General features: G+C 69.0%; 16 protein-coding genes, 2 tRNA genes and 1 other RNA gene. 13 read left to right on the top strand and 6 right to left on the bottom strand.

The features are described from left to right. Positions 1-29: 29 nt before the first annotated feature. Positions 30-488, top strand: a complete 459-nt coding sequence (locus AB0C26_RS16100; RefSeq protein WP_360248269.1) for a nucleoside deaminase — start codon at positions 30-32, stop codon at positions 486-488. A gap of 19 nt (positions 489-507) precedes the next feature. Here the strand turns inward: AB0C26_RS16100 and deoD are convergent, their stop codons facing one another. Further along, the gene (deoD, locus tag AB0C26_RS16095; protein WP_203765402.1) at positions 508-1,224 is read right to left on the bottom strand and encodes a purine-nucleoside phosphorylase; all 717 of its coding nucleotides are present in this window, start codon (positions 1,222-1,224) and stop codon (positions 508-510) included. A 115-nt stretch (positions 1,225-1,339) separates the two neighbouring features. On the opposite strand from deoD, the gene AB0C26_RS16090 reads away from it, so the two are divergent. The 3 genes from AB0C26_RS16090 (at position 1,340) to AB0C26_RS16080 (ending at position 2,531) form a co-directional block, all read left to right on the top strand. Then, positions 1,340-1,429: transfer RNA gene (locus AB0C26_RS16090), tRNA-Ser, on the top strand. Between the two features lie 362 nt (positions 1,430-1,791). Further along, entirely contained in the window at positions 1,792-2,001 is a 210-nt protein-coding gene (locus AB0C26_RS16085; RefSeq protein ID WP_097317499.1) for a hypothetical protein, read from the top strand. A gap of 188 nt (positions 2,002-2,189) precedes the next feature. Next, entirely contained in the window at positions 2,190-2,531 is a 342-nt protein-coding gene (locus AB0C26_RS16080) for an STAS domain-containing protein (protein ID WP_360247375.1), read from the top strand. A gap of 49 nt (positions 2,532-2,580) precedes the next feature. On the opposite strand, the gene AB0C26_RS16075 is transcribed toward AB0C26_RS16080, so the two are convergent. Beyond that, positions 2,581-2,668: transfer RNA gene (locus AB0C26_RS16075), tRNA-Ser, on the bottom strand. A gap of 81 nt (positions 2,669-2,749) precedes the next feature. Between AB0C26_RS16075 and ffs the strand changes: the two genes are divergently transcribed. The 9 genes from ffs to AB0C26_RS16030 all read left to right on the top strand — a co-directional run bounded on the left by ffs (position 2,750) and on the right by AB0C26_RS16030 (position 14,105). Next, positions 2,750-2,844, top strand: an RNA gene (ffs, locus tag AB0C26_RS16070) — signal recognition particle sRNA small type. A 97-nt stretch (positions 2,845-2,941) separates the two neighbouring features. Continuing rightward, positions 2,942-6,583, top strand: a complete 3,642-nt coding sequence (locus AB0C26_RS16065; RefSeq protein WP_360247373.1) for a DNA polymerase III subunit gamma and tau — start codon at positions 2,942-2,944, stop codon at positions 6,581-6,583. Positions 6,584-6,738: 155 nt separating this feature from the next. Continuing rightward, on the top strand, positions 6,739-7,038 hold the full coding sequence (locus tag AB0C26_RS16060) for a YbaB/EbfC family nucleoid-associated protein (RefSeq protein WP_360248267.1): 300 nt from the start codon (positions 6,739-6,741) through the stop codon (positions 7,036-7,038). A gap of 4 nt (positions 7,039-7,042) precedes the next feature. Continuing rightward, positions 7,043-7,636 (top strand): recombination mediator RecR, encoded by a 594-nt coding sequence (gene recR, locus AB0C26_RS16055; RefSeq protein ID WP_097317503.1) that lies wholly within the window; start codon positions 7,043-7,045, stop codon positions 7,634-7,636. A gap of 408 nt (positions 7,637-8,044) precedes the next feature. Continuing rightward, positions 8,045-9,046, top strand: coding sequence for an ABC transporter permease (locus tag AB0C26_RS16050; protein ID WP_360247371.1), 1,002 nt, complete (start codon positions 8,045-8,047; stop codon positions 9,044-9,046). 63 nt (positions 9,047-9,109) lie between these two features. Beyond that, a complete protein-coding gene (locus AB0C26_RS16045; protein WP_360247369.1) occupies positions 9,110-10,879 on the top strand; it encodes an ABC transporter substrate-binding protein in 1,770 nt (589 codons plus the stop codon). A gap of 118 nt (positions 10,880-10,997) precedes the next feature. Next, positions 10,998-11,999, top strand: a complete 1,002-nt coding sequence (locus AB0C26_RS16040; protein ID WP_360247367.1) for an ABC transporter permease — start codon at positions 10,998-11,000, stop codon at positions 11,997-11,999. Positions 12,000-12,010: 11 nt separating this feature from the next. Further along, positions 12,011-13,051 (top strand): ABC transporter ATP-binding protein, encoded by a 1,041-nt coding sequence (locus AB0C26_RS16035; RefSeq protein ID WP_360247365.1) that lies wholly within the window; start codon positions 12,011-12,013, stop codon positions 13,049-13,051. 16 nt (positions 13,052-13,067) lie between these two features. Further along, the gene (locus AB0C26_RS16030; RefSeq protein ID WP_360247363.1) at positions 13,068-14,105 is read left to right on the top strand and encodes a dipeptide ABC transporter ATP-binding protein; all 1,038 of its coding nucleotides are present in this window, start codon (positions 13,068-13,070) and stop codon (positions 14,103-14,105) included. Between the two features lie 57 nt (positions 14,106-14,162). On the opposite strand, the gene AB0C26_RS16025 is transcribed toward AB0C26_RS16030, so the two are convergent. The 4 genes from AB0C26_RS16025 to AB0C26_RS16010 all read right to left on the bottom strand — a co-directional run bounded on the left by AB0C26_RS16025 (position 14,163) and on the right by AB0C26_RS16010 (position 17,646). After that, positions 14,163-15,632 (bottom strand): calcium-binding protein, encoded by a 1,470-nt coding sequence (locus tag AB0C26_RS16025; RefSeq protein ID WP_360247361.1) that lies wholly within the window; start codon positions 15,630-15,632, stop codon positions 14,163-14,165. Then, a complete protein-coding gene (locus AB0C26_RS16020) occupies positions 15,629-16,645 on the bottom strand; it encodes a calcium-binding protein (protein ID WP_360247359.1) in 1,017 nt (338 codons plus the stop codon). The genes AB0C26_RS16025 and AB0C26_RS16020 overlap by 4 nt, the downstream gene beginning before the upstream one ends. Positions 16,646-16,729: 84 nt before the next feature. Further along, entirely contained in the window at positions 16,730-16,999 is a 270-nt protein-coding gene (locus tag AB0C26_RS16015) for a hypothetical protein (protein WP_360247357.1), read from the bottom strand. Next, positions 16,999-17,646, bottom strand: coding sequence for an HNH endonuclease family protein (locus AB0C26_RS16010; protein ID WP_360247355.1), 648 nt, complete (start codon positions 17,644-17,646; stop codon positions 16,999-17,001). Before AB0C26_RS16010 ends, AB0C26_RS16015 begins: the two co-directional genes overlap by 1 nt. Positions 17,647-17,649 lie beyond the last annotated feature (3 nt).

Raw genomic sequence — 17,649 nt, 5'->3', positions numbered from 1 at the left:
TGGCGATCTCGCCCCGGCACGAGTCGTGGATGCGGCGTGCGATCGAGGTGGCCTCGGCCACCGGCGACGACATTCCGGTCGGAGCGGTCGTTTTCGCCGCCGACGGTACGGAGTTGGCCGTCGGCGGCAACCAGCGCGAGGCCACCGGTGACCCGACCGCGCACGCCGAGATCCTGGCCTTGCGCCGGGCGGCCGAGCGGACGGGTAGCTGGCGGCTCAGCGGCTGCACCTTGGTGGTGACGCTGGAGCCGTGCACGATGTGCGCCGGCGCGCTGGTGCTGGCGCGGGTTTCCACCCTGGTCTTCGGCGCCTGGGAGCCGAAGACGGGCGCGGTCGGCTCACTCTGGGACGTGGTCCGTGACCGTCGGCTCAATCACCGCCCGGAGGTCTACGCGGGCGTGCTCGAGAACGAGTGCGCCGCCCTGCTCCGCGGCTTCTTCGGCCGCGAAGCCGGCGAGACTCACAACGGAAAGCCGCGGCACCGCTGACGATGCCGCGGCAGTCGGGTCAGGCGACGCCGGAGATCGCGGTCTCGAGACCGATTTTCACCATGTCGCCGAAGCCCTGCTCGCGCTGGGCCGAGTCCATCTTCGCGCCCGTCTTGATGTGATCGCTGACGGTGAGGATGGTCAGGGCCTTCGCGCCGTACCGGGCGGCGATGGTGTAGATCGCGGCGGATTCCATTTCCACGGCCAGTACGCCGTAGTCGGCGAGCGCGTCGTAGAGGTCCGGGCGATCGGTGTAGAACGCGTCGGCGGCCAGGATCGGGCCCACGCGGATCGGGGTCCCCTGGCGCTCGGCGACGTCGACAGCGGTGCGCAGCAGGCCGAAATCGGCCACCGGCGCGTAGTCGATGAGGCCGTCGAAGCGGGACCTGTTCATGTTGGAGTCGGTGGCCGAGCCGATCGCCGCGATCACGTCGCCCAGCTGGAGGTCCGGCGCCAGGGCGCCGCAGGAGCCGATCCGGATGACGGACTTCACGCCGTACTCGTTGATCAGCTCGTGTGTGTAGATCGACGCCGACGGCATGCCCATGCCGGAGCCCTGCACGGACACCCGGACGCCCTGGTAGGTGCCGGTGAATCCGAGCATGCCGCGGACCTGGGTGTAGCACTTGGCGTCCTGCAGGAACGTCTCGGCGATCCACTTCGCCCGCATCGGGTCGCCGGGGAGCAGGACCCGCTCGGCGATGTCGCCCGGCTGCCCGCCGATGTGCACGCTCATCGGCGCGTCTCTTCTCGCTCGTTCATACCTCGGATACTGCCAGGTCGCGGCCGGTCTGCCCGGCGAAGGGGAACCCGATTTCGAACGTCGTGGGGCGTCGGGTAACGTACTTCCCGGTGGTGTGTCCGAGCGGCCTAAGGAGCACGCCTCGAAAGCGTGTGAGGGTGCAAGCCCTCCAAGGGTTCAAATCCCTTCACCACCGCCACTGACCCGGCGGCTCCCTGCGGAGCCGCCGGGTTTTTTGCGTGCCCAGCTTCCCGGCCGCCGATCACGCTGCGTACTGATGAATCGATTTCATGTACGGCGCGTGAGGGGCCCTCGCGAGAGGCTTTTCCAAGATCAGGTATCGTGCGCGTAACGACGCCGTTTCGGCCCCGAGGGGCCTCCGCCACCACCAGTGGCGATGACAGACCGTGATGACGGGGAAACGGCTCAAATACGGTGCCTGTAGCGCAAGTCACTAAGCCAAAAACTACCGGATCAGACAATGCGCTTTTAACCACCTGGTGAGAAAGTTTCACAAGATTGCCCAGCGCCGATACCTGGAAACTGTCCTAGATTTGACTCGTGAGAGTTGAGCATCACTGGTGGAATGGTGACGTCCGGCTCGCCCGCCGAGACGTCTACGTGCGCACCGACGGCGAGTTCTGGGAAGTCGAGGCTCAGATGGGCGGCCCAGACGGCAAGTCCAAGGTGCAGCAGTGTCCGGGTCGGGCTTCAGCCATGATCCTGGCCGACGCGTGGCGTGGCCCACGCTGGCAGTGGCGCAAGCTCTAAGGCGCCAGGAGCCGAGGCTGCGCCGCTCCCGCTTGACATCACACGGCCAGCCGATCTTTTGAATTCGAGCCGGGCCCCTTTTCGGGGACCCGGCTCGAATGCTTTGTTCCGCCCGCACCGCTTGTCCGACGACAATTAGTTGATCGCTTCTAGCGTGGGTTGCCCGCCACCGCCAGAAAGTGATCCACATGCAGGCCACAGTCACCGACCACCGCCCGGACGTCGCCGTTCTCCACCTCAAGGGCGAGCTCGACGCGGACACCGCCGGCCAGCTCCACGGGATCCTCGCGGATCTGCTGGAGCGTCCCGTACCGAAGATCGTCGTCGACCTCTCCGACCTGAAGTTCTGCGACTCGGTCGGGTTGAGCGCCTTCATCACCAGCAAGCAGGTCATCTCCGCCCGCGGCGGATGGCTGAGCTTCGCCGGCGCCAACCCGTTCCTCGTACAGCTGCTCGAGACCGTCGGTCTCAGCCGGTACTTCGCGATCTTCCCGGAGGTGGACGACGCCATCGCCGCCGCCCAGATGTAGCAAACACGAAGGGGCTGGACCCGGGTGGGTCCAGCCCCTTCGTGCTGTCTGGCGGAGGATACGAGATTCGAACTCGTGAGGGGTTTCCCCCAACACGCTTTCCAAGCGTGCGCCCTAGGCCACTAGGCGAATCCTCCGTTCGCCAGAATACAGATGCCCGTCGCGGGCGTCGCACGGGTCCCCGGCGCACCGCCCGGCGGGGTTCGGTACGCTAGCGGCAAGCCTCTCGTGCGGCGTGCATCTCGTGAACCTCCCCAGGGCCGGAAGGCAGCAAGGATAAGCGGGCTCTGACGGGTGCACGAGAGGCCCTTTGCGTTTTCGGGGCGCGACCCCGGCCACCCCAGCGGTACAGAGTTGGTTCTTGTCATACCCCCGACGGACAATGGCGCGGTCGTTGAGGAGGGGCTGGAGTGGCACTCGCGCTATACCGCAAGTACCGGCCGCGTACGTTCGCCGAAGTCATCGGGCAGGAGCACGTCACCGAGCCGCTGTCGCAGGCGCTGCGCAGCGGGCGGTTGCACCATGCCTATCTGTTCTCCGGGCCTCGCGGCTGCGGCAAGACGTCCAGCGCGCGCATCCTGGCCCGCTCGCTCAACTGTGAGCAGGGACCGACGCCCGAGCCGTGCGGGGTCTGCACGTCGTGCCGCTCGCTGGCCAACGACGGCGCCGGGTCGATCGACGTCATCGAGATCGACGCGGCCAGCCACGGTGGTGTCGACGACGCCCGCGACCTGCGCGAAAAGGCATTCTTCGCCCCGGCCAACAGCCGGTACAAGATCTACGTGATCGACGAGGCCCACATGGTCTCGCCGGCCGGCTTCAACGCGCTGCTCAAGCTCGTCGAGGAGCCGCCGGAGTACGTGAAGTTCATCTTCGCGACCACCGAGCCCGAAAAGGTGCTCGGCACGATCCGCTCCCGGACCCACCACTACCCGTTCCGGCTCATCCCGCCGGCGACGCTGCGGCCCTACCTCCAGCAGCTCACCGACGCCGAGGGCATCACCGTCGAGCCGGCGGTGTTCCCGCTGGTGGTGCGGGCCGGCGGCGGCAGCGCGCGAGACACCCTCTCGGTGCTCGACCAGCTGATCGCCGGCGCCGGGCCCGACGGGGTCTCGTACTCCCGGGCCGTCTCCCTGCTCGGGGTCACCGACGTCACCCTGCTCGACGAGATGTGTGACGCGATCGCGGCCGGCGACGGCGCCGCGGCCTACTCGACGATCGACCGGGTGGCCGAGGCCGGCCACGATCCCCGCCGCTTCGCGTCCGACCTGCTCGAGCGCTTCCGCGACCTGATCGTGCTGCAGCAGGTGCCCGACGCGGTGTCCAAGGGCCTGATCGACGGCCCGGCCGACCAGCTCGAGGCGATGAGCGCCCAGGCGTCCCGGCTCGGTCAGGCGACCCTGTCCCGCTGCGCCGACATCGTGCACAACGGCCTGGTCGAGATGCGCGGCACGACCGCGCCCCGGCTCCTGCTCGAGCTGATCACCGCCCGCATGCTCCTGCCCGGCGCCGACGATTCGACGGGCGCGCTGCTTCAGCGCCTGGAGCGCATGGAGCAGAGAATCGCTTTCCCGGTACGCGGGGACAACGCCCCCACAACGGCACCGATCGCCGAGCCCGCGCCGGACCTGGACGGCGGCGCACCCCAGCCCGCCGGTCCCGCTCCCAGCGCCGGCGGCGGCTTGTCAGCGGCCCGCGCCGCCGCGAAGGCCGCCGCGGCCCGCCGCTCCACGTCGTCCAGCGGTCGCCCGGCTGCGGCAGCCCCGGTTGCTCCGCCGGTCGCGCCCGCTCCGGCTGCGGCCGTGTCCGCGTCCGATTCCGGGTTGGTATCCGCTCCGGTGTCGGCCGTGCCTGCTGCCGCTCCCGTATCCACTGCGCCCGCTGCTTCAGCGCTTGCCGCGCCCGCCGCTGCGACGCCTGCTACGCCCGCCGCGCCCGCCGCGGCGGCTGCTGCTTCGGCGGCCGCGCCGGTTTCCGCTCAGCCCGCGCCCGTCTCGGGTCAGGCGCCGTCCGGTTCCTCGGCGGCCGCCGCGCCGGACTGGAACGAGGTGGCCGATGGTGGCTCGGGCGCTCAGGCGGAGCACTACGACGACGAGCCGCCCTGGGACGACGAGCCCGAGATGGCCGAGCCGCAGGCCCCGCCCGCGTCGGACTCGGCTCAGCCGCAGCCCGCGTCGGGTGTGACACAGCCGCAGTCCGCGTCTGGTTCGGCTCAGCCGCAGTCCGCGTTGGGTTCGGCTCAGCCGCAGTCCACGGCGAGTTCGGCTCAGCCTGGGTCTCTGGCGGGTCCGCACGGGGCGGCTCAGCCGGGTTCGGATGACGCTGGGCAGGCTGCGCGTCAAGAGCCGGCCGGAGTTCTGCCGGATGCGCCTGAGGAGCCGGGGGCGGTGGCGGTCGAGGCCGTGGCGGCTGGGCCGGGGCAGCCGACGGCCGAGGAGATTCGGCAGGCGTGGCACGACATTCTCGAAGAGGTGAAGAAGCAGCCGGGGGGCAAGGTGCTCCGGGCGGCGGCGATCAACGCCACGGTTCGGTCGGTCGACGGGCAGAGTGTTCTTCTCACGGTGGCGGCCGGGTCGCTCCAGCAGCGGATCGCGCAAGGAGCGCCGCTGATCGCTAACGCGCTTTACGAGGTCTTCGGCAGCCGGTGGGAGGTTCGCTGCGAGATCGCCGGTGAGGGCGGGGCGGCTTCGCCCGGTTCGGCGCCGGGTGGCTCGTCGCGGGGTGGCCGGCCGCCGGCCCGTAACGAAGCTCAGCGTCCGGCGGCCGCCGCGCCTCGGGCCGCGCAACCGGCTCAGCCGGTCTCGGCCGCCCGTGAACCGCAGAACCGGCGCCGGGAGGCGCCGGCGCCCGCGGCGTCCGACGACGACTGGCCGGAACCGGTCAAACCGGGTGGCTTGTCGGCCGCTCCGGCGGCCGCTACAGCTCCGCCCGACGACGAGGACTGGCCGGAGGTCAGCCCGATCGGCGTCTTGGCGGCGAGTAGCAGCCCCGCCGAGCCGCCGCGCCCGGCGGCCGCCACAGCGAGTGGGGCCGCTACAGCGAGTGGAGCCGCCACAGCGAGTTCAGCCGACCCGTCTGCCGGCTCCCCAGCCGCCGTCACCGGCCCTGCAGCGACGGCCGCGGGTTCCGCTGGCCCAGTAGCCGGCCCTGCAGCGACCGTTACGGGTTCCGCTACTCCTGTGGCGGGCTCAGCCGCGATGGTTGCGGGCTCAGCTGCCCCTGTGGCGGGCTCAGCTACCCCTGTGGCGGGCTCAGCCGCGATGGTTGCAGGATCTGCTAGCCCGGTGGCTGGCCCAGCCGCGACGGGTGCGAGCTCTGCTACCCCGGCAGGTGGCTCCGCCGCGACGGTTGCGGAGTCCGCTACCCCAGTGGGGGATCTCGCTACCCAGGGCCCGGGCCCTGCGACCGTGGGTGCGGCTGCCTCGGACAGCGGCTCGGCTGCCACGGCGGCGGCGGGGTCGGGCGCGAGCCCGGTGGTTGCGTCCGAGGATGACGGCGCGGCGGGTGCCGAATGGCCGTCGTCGCCGGTGCGGGAAGCGGTGCCGGAGGCCGGTGGGGGCGTTCCTGGTGCGCAGAGCAGCGGTGGTCTCAGCGCTGCCCGAGCGGCCGCTGCGGCCGCGGCCGCCGCTCCCAGCAAGCCCGCGGTTGAGGCCGCAGGCTCGAGTGGTGGGCCGGGGGCTACCGCTGCGGCTCGGGCGGCTCGGAACGCGGCGGGGGCCGGCAGTGGGCTTGCGGCGGCGCGGGCCGCCGCGGCCGGGGCTGGTCGGGCCGGCGGTGGGGTGCGGGGGGCCGCTGTTCGTCCGGCGGCGGCCAAGCAGGCCTGGTCTGATGGGTCGCCTACCGAGGAGGCTCCGTACGACCCGGAGTTCGACGGGCCGCCCCGGGCCGGCGGTTCGGTCGGTGGCGCTGCGCCGAGCTTTGAGGGCTTCGATCCGGGGGACGAACCGCTGGACGACGTACTCGACGAGAAGACCGCTCGGGAGAGTGGTGAACAGATGGCCTTCCGCCTTCTCCAGGAGGCGCTGGGGGCCGAGAAGATCGGTGAGAGCTGAGACCGTTGTGGCGCGTGGGGTCCCCGGTAGGGGGCGGCTACGCTGGGCGGCGGTTACCCGGCGAGCCCGTCGGTTATTGACGGGTGTCGGGCTTTGACATGTAGTGCGACGGGACTTTGAGGAGCGGTGCGATGCGCCCCGGTGGACAGCCGAACATGCAGCAGATCATGAAGCAGGCGCAGAAGATGCAGGAGCAGGTCGCCAAGGCGCAGGCCGAGCTGGCCGCGGCCGAGCTGACCGGCACGGCCGGCGGTGGGCTGGTCTCTGTGGTCGTCACGGGTCTGGGCGAGTACAAGTCGGTCAAGATCGACCCCAAGGCGGTCGACCCGGAGGACGTGGAGACGCTGGAGGACCTGATCCTCGCGGCCATCCACAACGCCGCCGAGGCGCAGCGGGAGCTCACCGAGGAAAAGATGGGCCCGGCCACCGGCGGCCTGAGCCTTCCGGGGTTCTGATCGCGTGTACGAGGGTGCCATCCAGGACCTGATCGACGAGCTGGGGCGGCTGCCGGGCGTGGGCCCGAAAAGCGCCCAGCGGATCGCCTTCCACGTCCTCTCCGCCGACCCGGCCGACGTCAACCGGCTCTCCACCGCGCTGCGCAAGGTGAAGGAGCTGGTGCGGTTCTGCACGACCTGCTTCAACGTGGCCGAGGCCGAGCAGTGCCGGGTCTGCCGGGACCCTCGCCGGACCAACGAGGTCCTCTGCGTCGTCGAGGAACCCAAAGACGTCGTGGCCATCGAGCGGACCGGCGAGTTCCGCGGGCGCTACCACGTGCTCGGCGGGGCCATCAACCCGCTCGAGGGCATCGGGCCGGACAACCTGCGCATCCGTGAACTGCTCATGCGGCTGGGTACGGGCGAGGTCAAGGAGTTGATTCTCGCCACAGACCCGAACACCGAGGGTGAGGCCACGGCGACTTATCTGGCACTGATGGTCAAGCCGATGGGGATCACTGTCACACGACTGGCAAGTGGTCTGCCAGTTGGTGGTGACCTGGAGTATGCGGACGAGATTACTCTGGGTCGCGCTTTTGAGGGCCGCAGAACGGTGTGACGGTACATACCGTGATCGTATGGTCACGGGGCGATAGCATTTTGGCCCGGATTCGCTCCTTACTGCCCTTCTACACGGTAGTTTCCGATTGGTCGGCGCCGCAGGTCACGGTCACATCACGACGGGGACACGGAACTGTTCGTGTGCAGTCAGTGAACTTGACCTGAAGCACCGCATTAGGTGAGTGTTCCTATCCGATGGCGGCACACCCGCCGTCGAGTGCCTTCGTGGCCGGAGTCTGATCTGACCCAGGCGACGAGGGTAGGCACTCGAGGCATGCGATAACCGATCGGTTGCCGTTCGCTGCGTGGGCCATCGTCCTCCGGTCTCACGGGTCCTCGCCGGATCCTGTGCCGGGTGGCCGTGGACTCATGCACGTCCGGCCGCCGGGGAAGGACCGGCGCTTAGATGTCGCTTGGCCCAGAGGCGTCGGTCACCGACGAGACGACCCCGCCTACCGCCGACGCGGCCGACCGCCCTGGCGAGAAAGCGATCGCTGGACGATCGCTGAAGCAGATCGCCTGGCGGCGCCTGAAGAAGGACAAGGTGGCGATCGCCGGCGCGTGCGTCGTCATCCTCCTGATCTTCGTCGCGATTCTGGCCCCACTGCTGATCAAGTGGTTCGGTCACCCGTACGACGAGCGCAACACCGAGGTGCTCGACCCGACCCTGAGCACGCCGCTCGGCCGGCTCGGCGGCATCAGCTGGGACTACCTGCTCGGCGTCGAGCCGCAGTCGGGCCGGGACATCTTCAGCCGCATCGTGTACGGCGCGCAGACCACCCTGTCGGTCGCGTTCCTCTCGGCTTTCGTCTCGACCATCCTCGGCACGGTCTTCGGCCTGATGGCCGGCTTCCTCGGTGGCTGGGTCGACTCGGTGATCAGCCGGATCATGGACTTCCTGCTGGCCTTCCCGCAGCTGCTGTTCGCGATCGCCCTGCTCTCCGTCCTGCCGGACGAGTTCCTGGGGCTCGGCGACCGCTGGTCGCGGGTGTTCGTTCTCGTCGGAGTCATCGGCTTCTTCGGCTGGCCGTACATCGGCCGTATCGTCCGCGGCCAGACGCTGTCCCTGCGCGAACGCGAGTTCGTGGAAGCGTCCCGCAGCATGGGCGCCCGGTCCGGCCGCATCCTCTTCCGTGAGCTGCTGCCCAACCTGGCCGCGCCGATCCTCGTCTACACGACGCTGATCATTCCGACCAACATCCTGACCGAGGCCGCGTTGAGCTTCCTCGGCGTCGGCATCCCTCCGCCGAACCCGTCGTGGGGTGGCATGTTGTCGGACGCGGTGAACTTCTACTCGATCGACCCCATGTACATGATCATCCCGGGTGGCGTCATCTTCATCACCGTGCTCGCCTTCAACCTCTTCGGTGACGGCCTGCGCGACGCACTCGACCCGAAGGCTCGCTGAGTCTTCCGGACGAAGTACCACCGCGGACCGGCCGGGTTCGCTTTCGAGAAGGTAGGAGATCAGGTGGCACGCAAGACAAGGGCGCTGGCGGCGTCAGGCGTCGCCCTCGCGCTCGGGCTGACCACCGCCGCGTGCGGTGGCGGCTCGGACAGCAATAGCAGCAGCACCTCGAGCGGCAAGTCGGAGTTCAACGCGGCCGCTACCAGTGTGGTCAACGCCAGCGACAAAAAGGGCGGCACGCTGAACCTGTGGACGTCGCAGGACGCCGACAGCTGGGACCCGGCGCGTGGCTACTACGCGTTCGTCTGGAACCTCAACCGCCTCTACACCCGCAAGCTGGTGGACTACTCCGGCAAGCCGGGCAAGGACGGCCTGAAGCTCCAGCCCGACCTGGCCGAGGCCGAGCCGCAGATCAGCGCCGACAAGCTGACCTACACCTTCAAGCTGCGCAGCGGCCTGAAGTGGGACGACGGCGCCCCGATCACGTCGAAGGACGTCAAGTACGGCATCGAGCGCGTCTGGGCGACCGACGTGATCAACGGTGGCCCGTACTACCTGCCGAACGTCCTCGACCAGGGCCAGAAGTACCCCGGCCCGTACAAGGACACCGACCCCAACAAGCTGGGTCTGAAGTCGGTCACCACGCCGGACGACAGCACGATCATCTTCAAGCTGGCCAAGCCGTACTCGGACTTCCTCTACCTGCTGGCCATGCCGGGCTCCGGCCCGGTGCCGCAGAAGCGGGACACCGGCGCGCAGTACGGCTCGAAGCCGGCGGCCTCGGGTCCGTACATGTTCAAGGAGATCCAGCCGGGCAAGAGCGTCTCCTGGGTCCGCAACCCCAACTGGGACCAGGCGACCGACCCGATCCGCAAGGCTCTGCCGGACGCGATCAACCTGACCATCACCACCAACGCCAACGACCTGGACAACCGTCTGCTCTCGGGCACGGCTGACCTCGACGTCGGCCAGACGGGTGTGCAGGCGGCGGCTCGTACCAAGCTGCTGACCGACGCCAACCTGAAGAAGAACGCGGACGCCCCGAACACCGGCTTCCTGCGCTTCGCCGACATGACCCCGGTCGCGCCGCTGAACAACCCCGACTGCCGCAAGGCCGTCATCTACGCGGCCGACCCGACGTCGCTCCAGGCCGCTCGCGGTGGCGAGTTCGCCGGTGGCGACATCGGCACCAGCGTCCTGCCGCCGAACATCGCCGGCTCGGACGCGAACTACGACCCGTACAACCGCAAGCAGGGCAAGCCGCAGGTCGACAAGGCCAAGGAGGCCCTCGCCGCCTGTGGTCAGCCGAACGGCTTCAACGTGACCATCGCCGCCCGTAACAACCGGGACGCCGAGGTCAAGACGGCTGAGGCCCTGCAGGCCTCGCTCAAGGCGGTCGGCATCACTGCCAAGATCGACCAGTACGACGGTGCGCAGGACTCGGCCATCGGTGGTTCGCCGGAGATCGTGAAGAAGCGCGGTTACGGCATCATCATCACCGGTTGGGGCGCGGACTACCCGACGGGCGCCGGCTACATGCAGCCGCTGGCCGACAGCCGGTTCATCACGAAGAACGGCAACTTCAACCGGGCCGAGATCAAGGACCCGGCGATCGACAAGCTGTTCGACGACGCCGCCGCCGAGACCGACCCCGAGAAGGCCGCGGCCATCTACACCCAGATCAACCAGAAGATCATGGAGGGTGCGTACGTGCTGCCCTTCGTGGTCGACAAGGCGCTGAACTACCGCAACCCGCGGCTGACCAACGCCTACGTTCACGAGGCCTTCGGCATGCTCGACTTCCAGGCCCTCGGCACCAGCGACGGCAAGTAACGTTGCTCCACCCCAAGTAACAACGGGTAATTCGAAGGGTTGGTGAAGGCCGCCCCCGGCGGGCGGGTATCGGTTTCCGCGAGGACTCCGGTGCCCGCCCGTCCCTCGGCCGAATGTCGTGCTGGCATACATCGTTCGTCGCTTGTTCAACGCGATCGTCACGCTGCTCGTGGTGACCGCGGTGACCTTCGCGATCTTCTTTGCGATTCCTAAGGCCACCGGTAGTGATCCGGCGCTGCTCTATATCGGTAAGCAGTCGGACCCGGCCGCGATCGAGGGCATCCGGCAGAAGATGGGCTTCGACGATCCGATCGTCGTGCAGTACGGCAAGTTCCTCAAGGGCATCGTGGCCGGCCGGGACTACGCCAGCGGCCCGGACGTCACCCACTGCCCGGCGCCCTGCCTGGGCTACTCGTTCGCGACCGACCAGGAAGTCACTCCGCTGCTGCTGGAGGACCTTCCGGTCACCCTGTCGCTGGCCCTGGGCGCCGCGATCCTGTGGCTCATCATCGGCATCTCCTTCGGTGTGATCTCCGCGCTCCGAAGAGGCTCGTTCATCGACCGCGCGGCGATGACCACCGCATTGGCGGGCGTCTCACTACCGGTCTACTTCACCGGTCTGCTCTCCTCGGCGATCTTCGTGTACTGGCTGCAATGGCTACCGCAGGGCCAGTACGTGCCGTTCACCGAAAGTCCGGCCGACTGGTTCACCAACCTGCTGCTGCCGTGGATCACGCTCGCCTTCCTGTTCGCGGCGACGTACGCACGACTCACCCGGGCCAACATGCTCGAAACCCTCGGTGAGGACTACGTGCGTACCGCCCGGGCCAAGGGTTTGACCGAGCGGGTCGTCATCGGCAAGCACGCCCTGCGGTCGGGTCTGACCCCGATCGTCACCGTCTTCGGCCTGGACCTCGGCGCGCTGCTCGGCGGCGCCGTCCTCACCGAGACGGTCTTCAACCTCCGCGGCCTCGGCTACCAGGCCCTGACCGCGATCCGGCAGAACGACCTGCCGATCATTCTCGGTGTAACGTTGATCGCCGCGTTCTTCATCGTCTTCGCGAACCTGATCGTGGACCTGGTCTACGGCTGGATCGACCCGCGCGTCCGGCTGGCCTGAGGGAGAGTCACGTGTCCATCGGCGCCACCAACGCCCGTCCGTTCCTCGAGATCAAGGACCTCAACGTCCGCTTCGAGACCGATGACGGCATCGTCCAGGCCGTCACCGGCTCGTCGTTCAGCCTGGAGAAGGGACAGACCCTCGGCATCGTGGGCGAGTCCGGCTCCGGCAAGAGCGTGACCTCGCTGGCGGTCCTCGGCCTGCACCGCACCCGCAGCAACGCCAAGGTCTCCGGCGAGATCTGGCTCGACGACCAGGAACTCGTCTCCGCCACCGATGAGCAGGTCCGCAAGCTGCGCGGCGGCAAGATGGCGATGATTTTCCAGGACCCGCTGAGCGCGATGCACCCGTACTTCACGGTCGGGTCGCAGATCGTCGAGGCGTACCGGGTGCATCACCCCGGCGTGAACAAGAAGGTCGCCCGGGAGCGGGCGATCGACATGCTCGCCCGGGTCGGCATCCCGCAGCCGGAACGCCGCTTCAACGACTACGCGCACCAGTTCTCCGGTGGTATGCGCCAGCGCGCGATGATCGCGATGGCGCTGGTCAACGACCCGGCGCTGCTGATCGCGGACGAGCCGACGACCGCGCTCGACGTGACCGTGCAGGCGCAGATCCTCGACCTGATCCGCGACCTGCAGGAGGAGTTCGGCTCCGCGGTCATCATGATCACCCACGACCTCGGCGTGGTGGCCGAGCTCGCCGACGAGGTCCTCGTGATGTACGGCGGCAAGGTGATCGAGAAGGGCCCGGCGGTCGACGTCTTCCAGCAGCCCCAGCACCCGTACACCTGGGGTCTGCTCGGCTCGATGCCGCGCCTCGACCGTGAGGTGCGCGACCGGCTCAACCCGGTCAAGGGCTCACCGCCCAGCCTGATCAACCTGCCCGACGGCTGCGCCTTCAACCCGCGCTGCCCGTACGCCGGACGCAACGGCAACCGGTCCTTCACCGAGGTGCCGGAGCTGCGCGGCGACATCCACAAGGTCGCCTGTCACCTGCCGGCGGAGGATCGTACAAAGATCTTCCAGCAGGAAGTGCTACCCAACCTCTGAGCATGGAGTGATTTAGATGAGCGAGAACCTGCTCGAGGTGAAGGGGCTGGAGAAGCACTTCCCGATCACGAAGGGCCTGTTCAAGCGTCAGGTCGGTGCCGTACGAGCGGTTGACGGCATCGACATCGGGGTCAAGCCCGGCGAGACGCTGGGCCTGGTCGGCGAGTCCGGCTGCGGCAAGTCGACCACCGGCCGGCTCTTCACCCGCATCCTGGAACCGACCAGTGGCACGATCACCTTCGAGGGTGAGGACATCAGCCACAAGTCGGTCACCCAGCTGCGCCCGCTGCGCCGCGACGTCCAGATGATCTTCCAGGACCCGTACTCGTCGCTGAACCCGCGGCACACGGTCGGCGCGATCGTCTCGGCGCCGCTGCAGATCCAGGACATCCCGACCCCGCAGGGCCTCAAGAAGGCCGTGCAGGAGCTGCTGGAGCTCGTCGGCCTCAACCCGGAGCACTACAACCGGTACCCGCACGAGTTCTCCGGCGGTCAGCGCCAGCGCATCGGCATCGCCCGGGCGCTCGCCCTGCGGCCCAAGCTGATCATCGCGGACGAGCCGGTCTCGGCCCTCGACGTGTCGATCCAGGCCCAGGTCGTCAACCTGCTGGACGACCTTCAGCGCGAATTCGACCTGACGTACGTCTTCATCGCGCACGACCTGTCGGTGGTGCGCCACATCTCGGACCGCGTCGCGGTGATGTACCTGGGCAAGGTCGTCGAGGTGGCGGAGCGGGACGATCTCTACAAGAACCCGCGCCACCCGTACACCGTCGCCCTGATGTCGGCCGTGCCGGTGCCCGACCCGGTCCGGCGTGACCGGGCGCAGCGCGACCGCGTGCTGCTCACCGGCGACGTGCCGAGCCCGATCAACCCGCCGTCGGGTTGCCGGTTCCGGACCCGCTGCTGGAAGGCGCAGGACATCTGCGCCACGGAGGAGCCGCCGCTGGTCACGCGGCTCGACGACCCGGCCAGCCACCTCACCGCCTGCCACTTCCCGGTGGTCGAGGACGAGACCGTCGCGGGTCGCCGTCCGGCGGCGACTCCCGCCTGATTCAGCCGTACGCAGGAAGGGCCGCTCCCGTCGAGGGAGCGGCCCTTTCTTGTTGTTCTAGTAGCGGTCGACCGTCTCGCATTTGCTGATGGCGTCGCCGAGATCGGCGGTACAGCGGTCACCCGTTCCGGTGCCCGCGTCCACGTGGTCGTCCCGGTCGAGGTCGTACGTGGTGATCTGGTCGTCGCCGGCGTCCCCGCCGATGTAGTTCAGGCCGTCGAAGGCGCTGATGACGTCGTTGCCGGCCCCACCGCGTACGACGTTGTTGCCGCCGCCGGCGTCGATGGTGTTGGCGGCCGCGTTGCCGGTGATCCGGTCGCTTCCGGCGCCACCGACCACGTCCTCGACGTCGGCTCCGACGGTGTCGCGTTCCCCGGCCTGGCCGTCGTCGCCGGCGGCACCGTCCAGGTCGATGGTGAGCGGCCGGGTGTAGGAGCTGTAGTCGACGGTGTCGCGGCCCGGCCCGCCGAGCAGGGTGTCGGCGGCGACCGGGTACATGTCGAGCCATTCGTCGCCGTGGAGCAGGTCGTTGCCGGTGGCGCCGCTGACGTAGTCACGTCCCGGACCGCCGCTGAGGATGTCGTCGCCCGCGCCGCCCCCGATCACGTCATTGCCCGGCCCGCCGTCGAGCCAGTCCCGCCGGGCCGTGCCGGTCAGCCGGTCGTTGCCGTATCCGCCGAGGATGCCCTCGACCGAGGTGCTGATCGTGTCGTGTTCGCCGGCCCGGCCGTCGTCGCCGCGTACGCCGTCGGCGTCGGCGACGATCGGCTTGCTCAGCATCTCGTAGCTCACGTAGTCGTGGCCCGTTCCGCCGATGAAGTTGTCCGCGTCCGGCGCTCCGGACTCGTCCTCCTGCCGGATCTGATCGTCGCCCGGTCCGGCGTCGTAGGTGTCGTTCCCACGGTCGGCGTAGAGCATGTCATTGCCGTTGCCGCCGTACACCCGGTCGGTGCCGAACCCGTCGTCCATGACGTCGTGGCCGTTGCCCCCGTACAACGTGTCGTTGCCCTCGTCGGCCCGCACGCTGTCGTTGCCGTCGCCACCGGAGACGGTGTCGTTGCCCGCCCGGCCCTCGACGGTGTCGTTGCCGCCCAGGCCCCAGATCGCGTCGTTTCCGGCATCGCCCTCCAGGAGGTCGGCCCGGGAACCGCCGGTGATCCGGTCGGCGCCGGCGCCACCCCGCACCGTGATGGCGACGTCGGTCCGGTTGACCAGGGTGTCGTTCTTCGGGCCGAACTGGACCCGGATGCGAGACGGGTTGACCTTGAGCGCGCAGCGGACCTTCGTGCCGTCGACCTTGGCGCAGCCGGCGCCGGCCGTGATCCCGACGACGTCGTCGACCACGATCGTGCGCCCGGAGCGGGTGATCGACACGTTGTGGGCCCGGCTCGAGGTGTCGACCAGCGCCACGATCGACTTGCCGACCACGTACACCTTGCCCTTGACCGCCGCGTCAGCCGGCGGCGCGACCATCACGGACGCGGCCACGGCGGCGCCGCCGATGACGGTCGCGGCGAGACGCCTCATGACGCCTCGCAAGCCACGACGGTGTCACCACTGGCCCGCTCGCACTGGTCGGTGCCGGCCCCGCCGTTGACGGAGTCGCGGCCCGTGCCACCGATCAGGAGATCGTTGCCGGCGGCGCCGGTGAGGACGTCGTGGCCGCCCTCGCCGTACAGGTAGTCGGCCCGCGGCGTCCCGATCAGGCGGTCGTTGCCGTAGCCGCCCATGATGGCCTCGACCGTCGTGCTGATCGTGTCGCGCTCGCCCGGCACGCCGTCGTCACCGCGGACGGAGTCGGCGTCGGCGGTCACCGGCTTGGTGCGGAAGACGTACGAGACCGTGTCGAAGCCGGCGCCGCCCACGAAGGTGTCCGCGTCGGCGCGGTTCGGGTTGTCGTTCTGGGAGAAGTGGTCGTTGCCGGGGCCGCCGTCCTCCACGTCGTTGCCGAGGAAGCCGTTGAGCTCGTCGTGGCCGTTGCCGCCGTACAGCCGGTCGTTGCCCCAGCCGCCGACGACGACGTCGTCGCCGTCACCACCGGACAGGGCGTTGGCGCCGTCCGGGTCGCTGATGTCGTCGTTGCCGGCCAGGCCCCAGATCGCGTCCGACCCGGCGTTGCCGTCGATGATGTCGCGCCGGGAACCGCCGGTGATCCGGTCGTTGCCGGCCCCGCCGTTCGCGGTCATCGACACGTCGGTCCGGTTGACCAGGATGTCGTTGTAGCCACCGAGGACCACGCGGAGCCAGGTCGGGTTGGCTTTCAGGGTGCAGCGGGCCCTGGTGCGGTCACCCTTGACCGCCACGCAGCCCTTCCCGGCCTTGACCGGTACGGAGTCGTCGACCGTGATCGTGCGGCCGGAGCGGGTGATGCCGACGTTGTGCCGGGCGGTGCCGCGATCGGCCACGTAGGCCACGACTGTCGACCGCTCGACGGAGACGGTGCCGATCGTGGCGGCTTGGGCCGGCGCGGCCACGGCGCCGGCGGAGAGGGTGGCGGCCACGGGAATGACGATCCGGGCCGGCCAGGGGGAACGACGCATGTGCACCTCGGAGGGGGAAGACGCGGTTCCGAGGAGCATAGGACGGTACGGATCCGTTCTGCTGGCCCGTACCGCCCACGAAGATCAACCTTCCGGCCGGTTCAGGATGCCCGATACGACATTGTGGATCGCCTCGGCGTCCGCCGGGTCCTTGAGGGACGCCTTGGCGCCCGTGACCGTGTACCACTCGCCGGCGTCCTTGTACTGGACCCGGACCACGGCGTCGGTTCCGGTGAGCTCGGTGCGCAGCGTCAGGTCGCCGGTCACGACGCCGACCTCGTCGGTCATCACCCCTCCGGGACCGGCCACGATGTCGGTGGTCGGTGCGGCGGCAGCGGGCTGGGGCTCGGTCATCAGCACTTCCTCAACATGTCGTCGAGCGCGGACTTCTCCTTGTCGGTGACCGTGAGTTTCCACTTGGACTTCACGGCGATCCAGTCTTTCGCGTATTCGCACCAACTGCTGGTTTGCGACGGTTTCCAGGTCGACGGGTCCTGGTCGCCCTTGGACCGGTTCGAGCTGGCCGAGACCGCGATCAGCTGCGGGTCGTCCAGGTCGTTGGCGAAGTCGCCGCGCTTGGCGGTCGTCCACTTCGAGGCGCCCGAGCGCCAGGCGTTGGCCAGCGGCACCATGTGGTCGATGTCGACCTTGGTCGGCGAGTTCAGGACCTGGCCGTCGTAGAAGCTGGTCCAGGTGCCGGCGACGACGTTGCAACCGGAGAACTTGACGTTCTTGCCGTCCCGCTTCAGGACCGAGTCGCGCACGTCGCAGTTGGAGCCGGTGTCACGCCAGTGCGGGAACTCCTCCCGCTTGTAACCGGCCATCGAACCGGCCTTGGCCACGGTCAGCTTGCTGAGCTGGGCCGAGGCGTCCTTGGCGGAACTCGGCTTGGACGTCGACCCCGTGGGCCCGGAATCGGACGAGGGCGGGACGGAGACGGGCTCGCAGGCGGTCAGAGCGAGCAGGGCAGCGGCGAGAGCCAGCGGAATGCGAGGGGACACGTG

Origin of the sequence: Actinoplanes sp. NPDC048796 (assembly GCF_040650035.1) — a bacterium.
Taxonomy (GTDB): domain Bacteria; phylum Actinomycetota; class Actinomycetes; order Mycobacteriales; family Micromonosporaceae; genus Actinoplanes.
The sequence above is the reverse complement of the archived record's forward strand: the minus strand, read 5'-3'. Positions and strand labels throughout refer to the sequence as shown.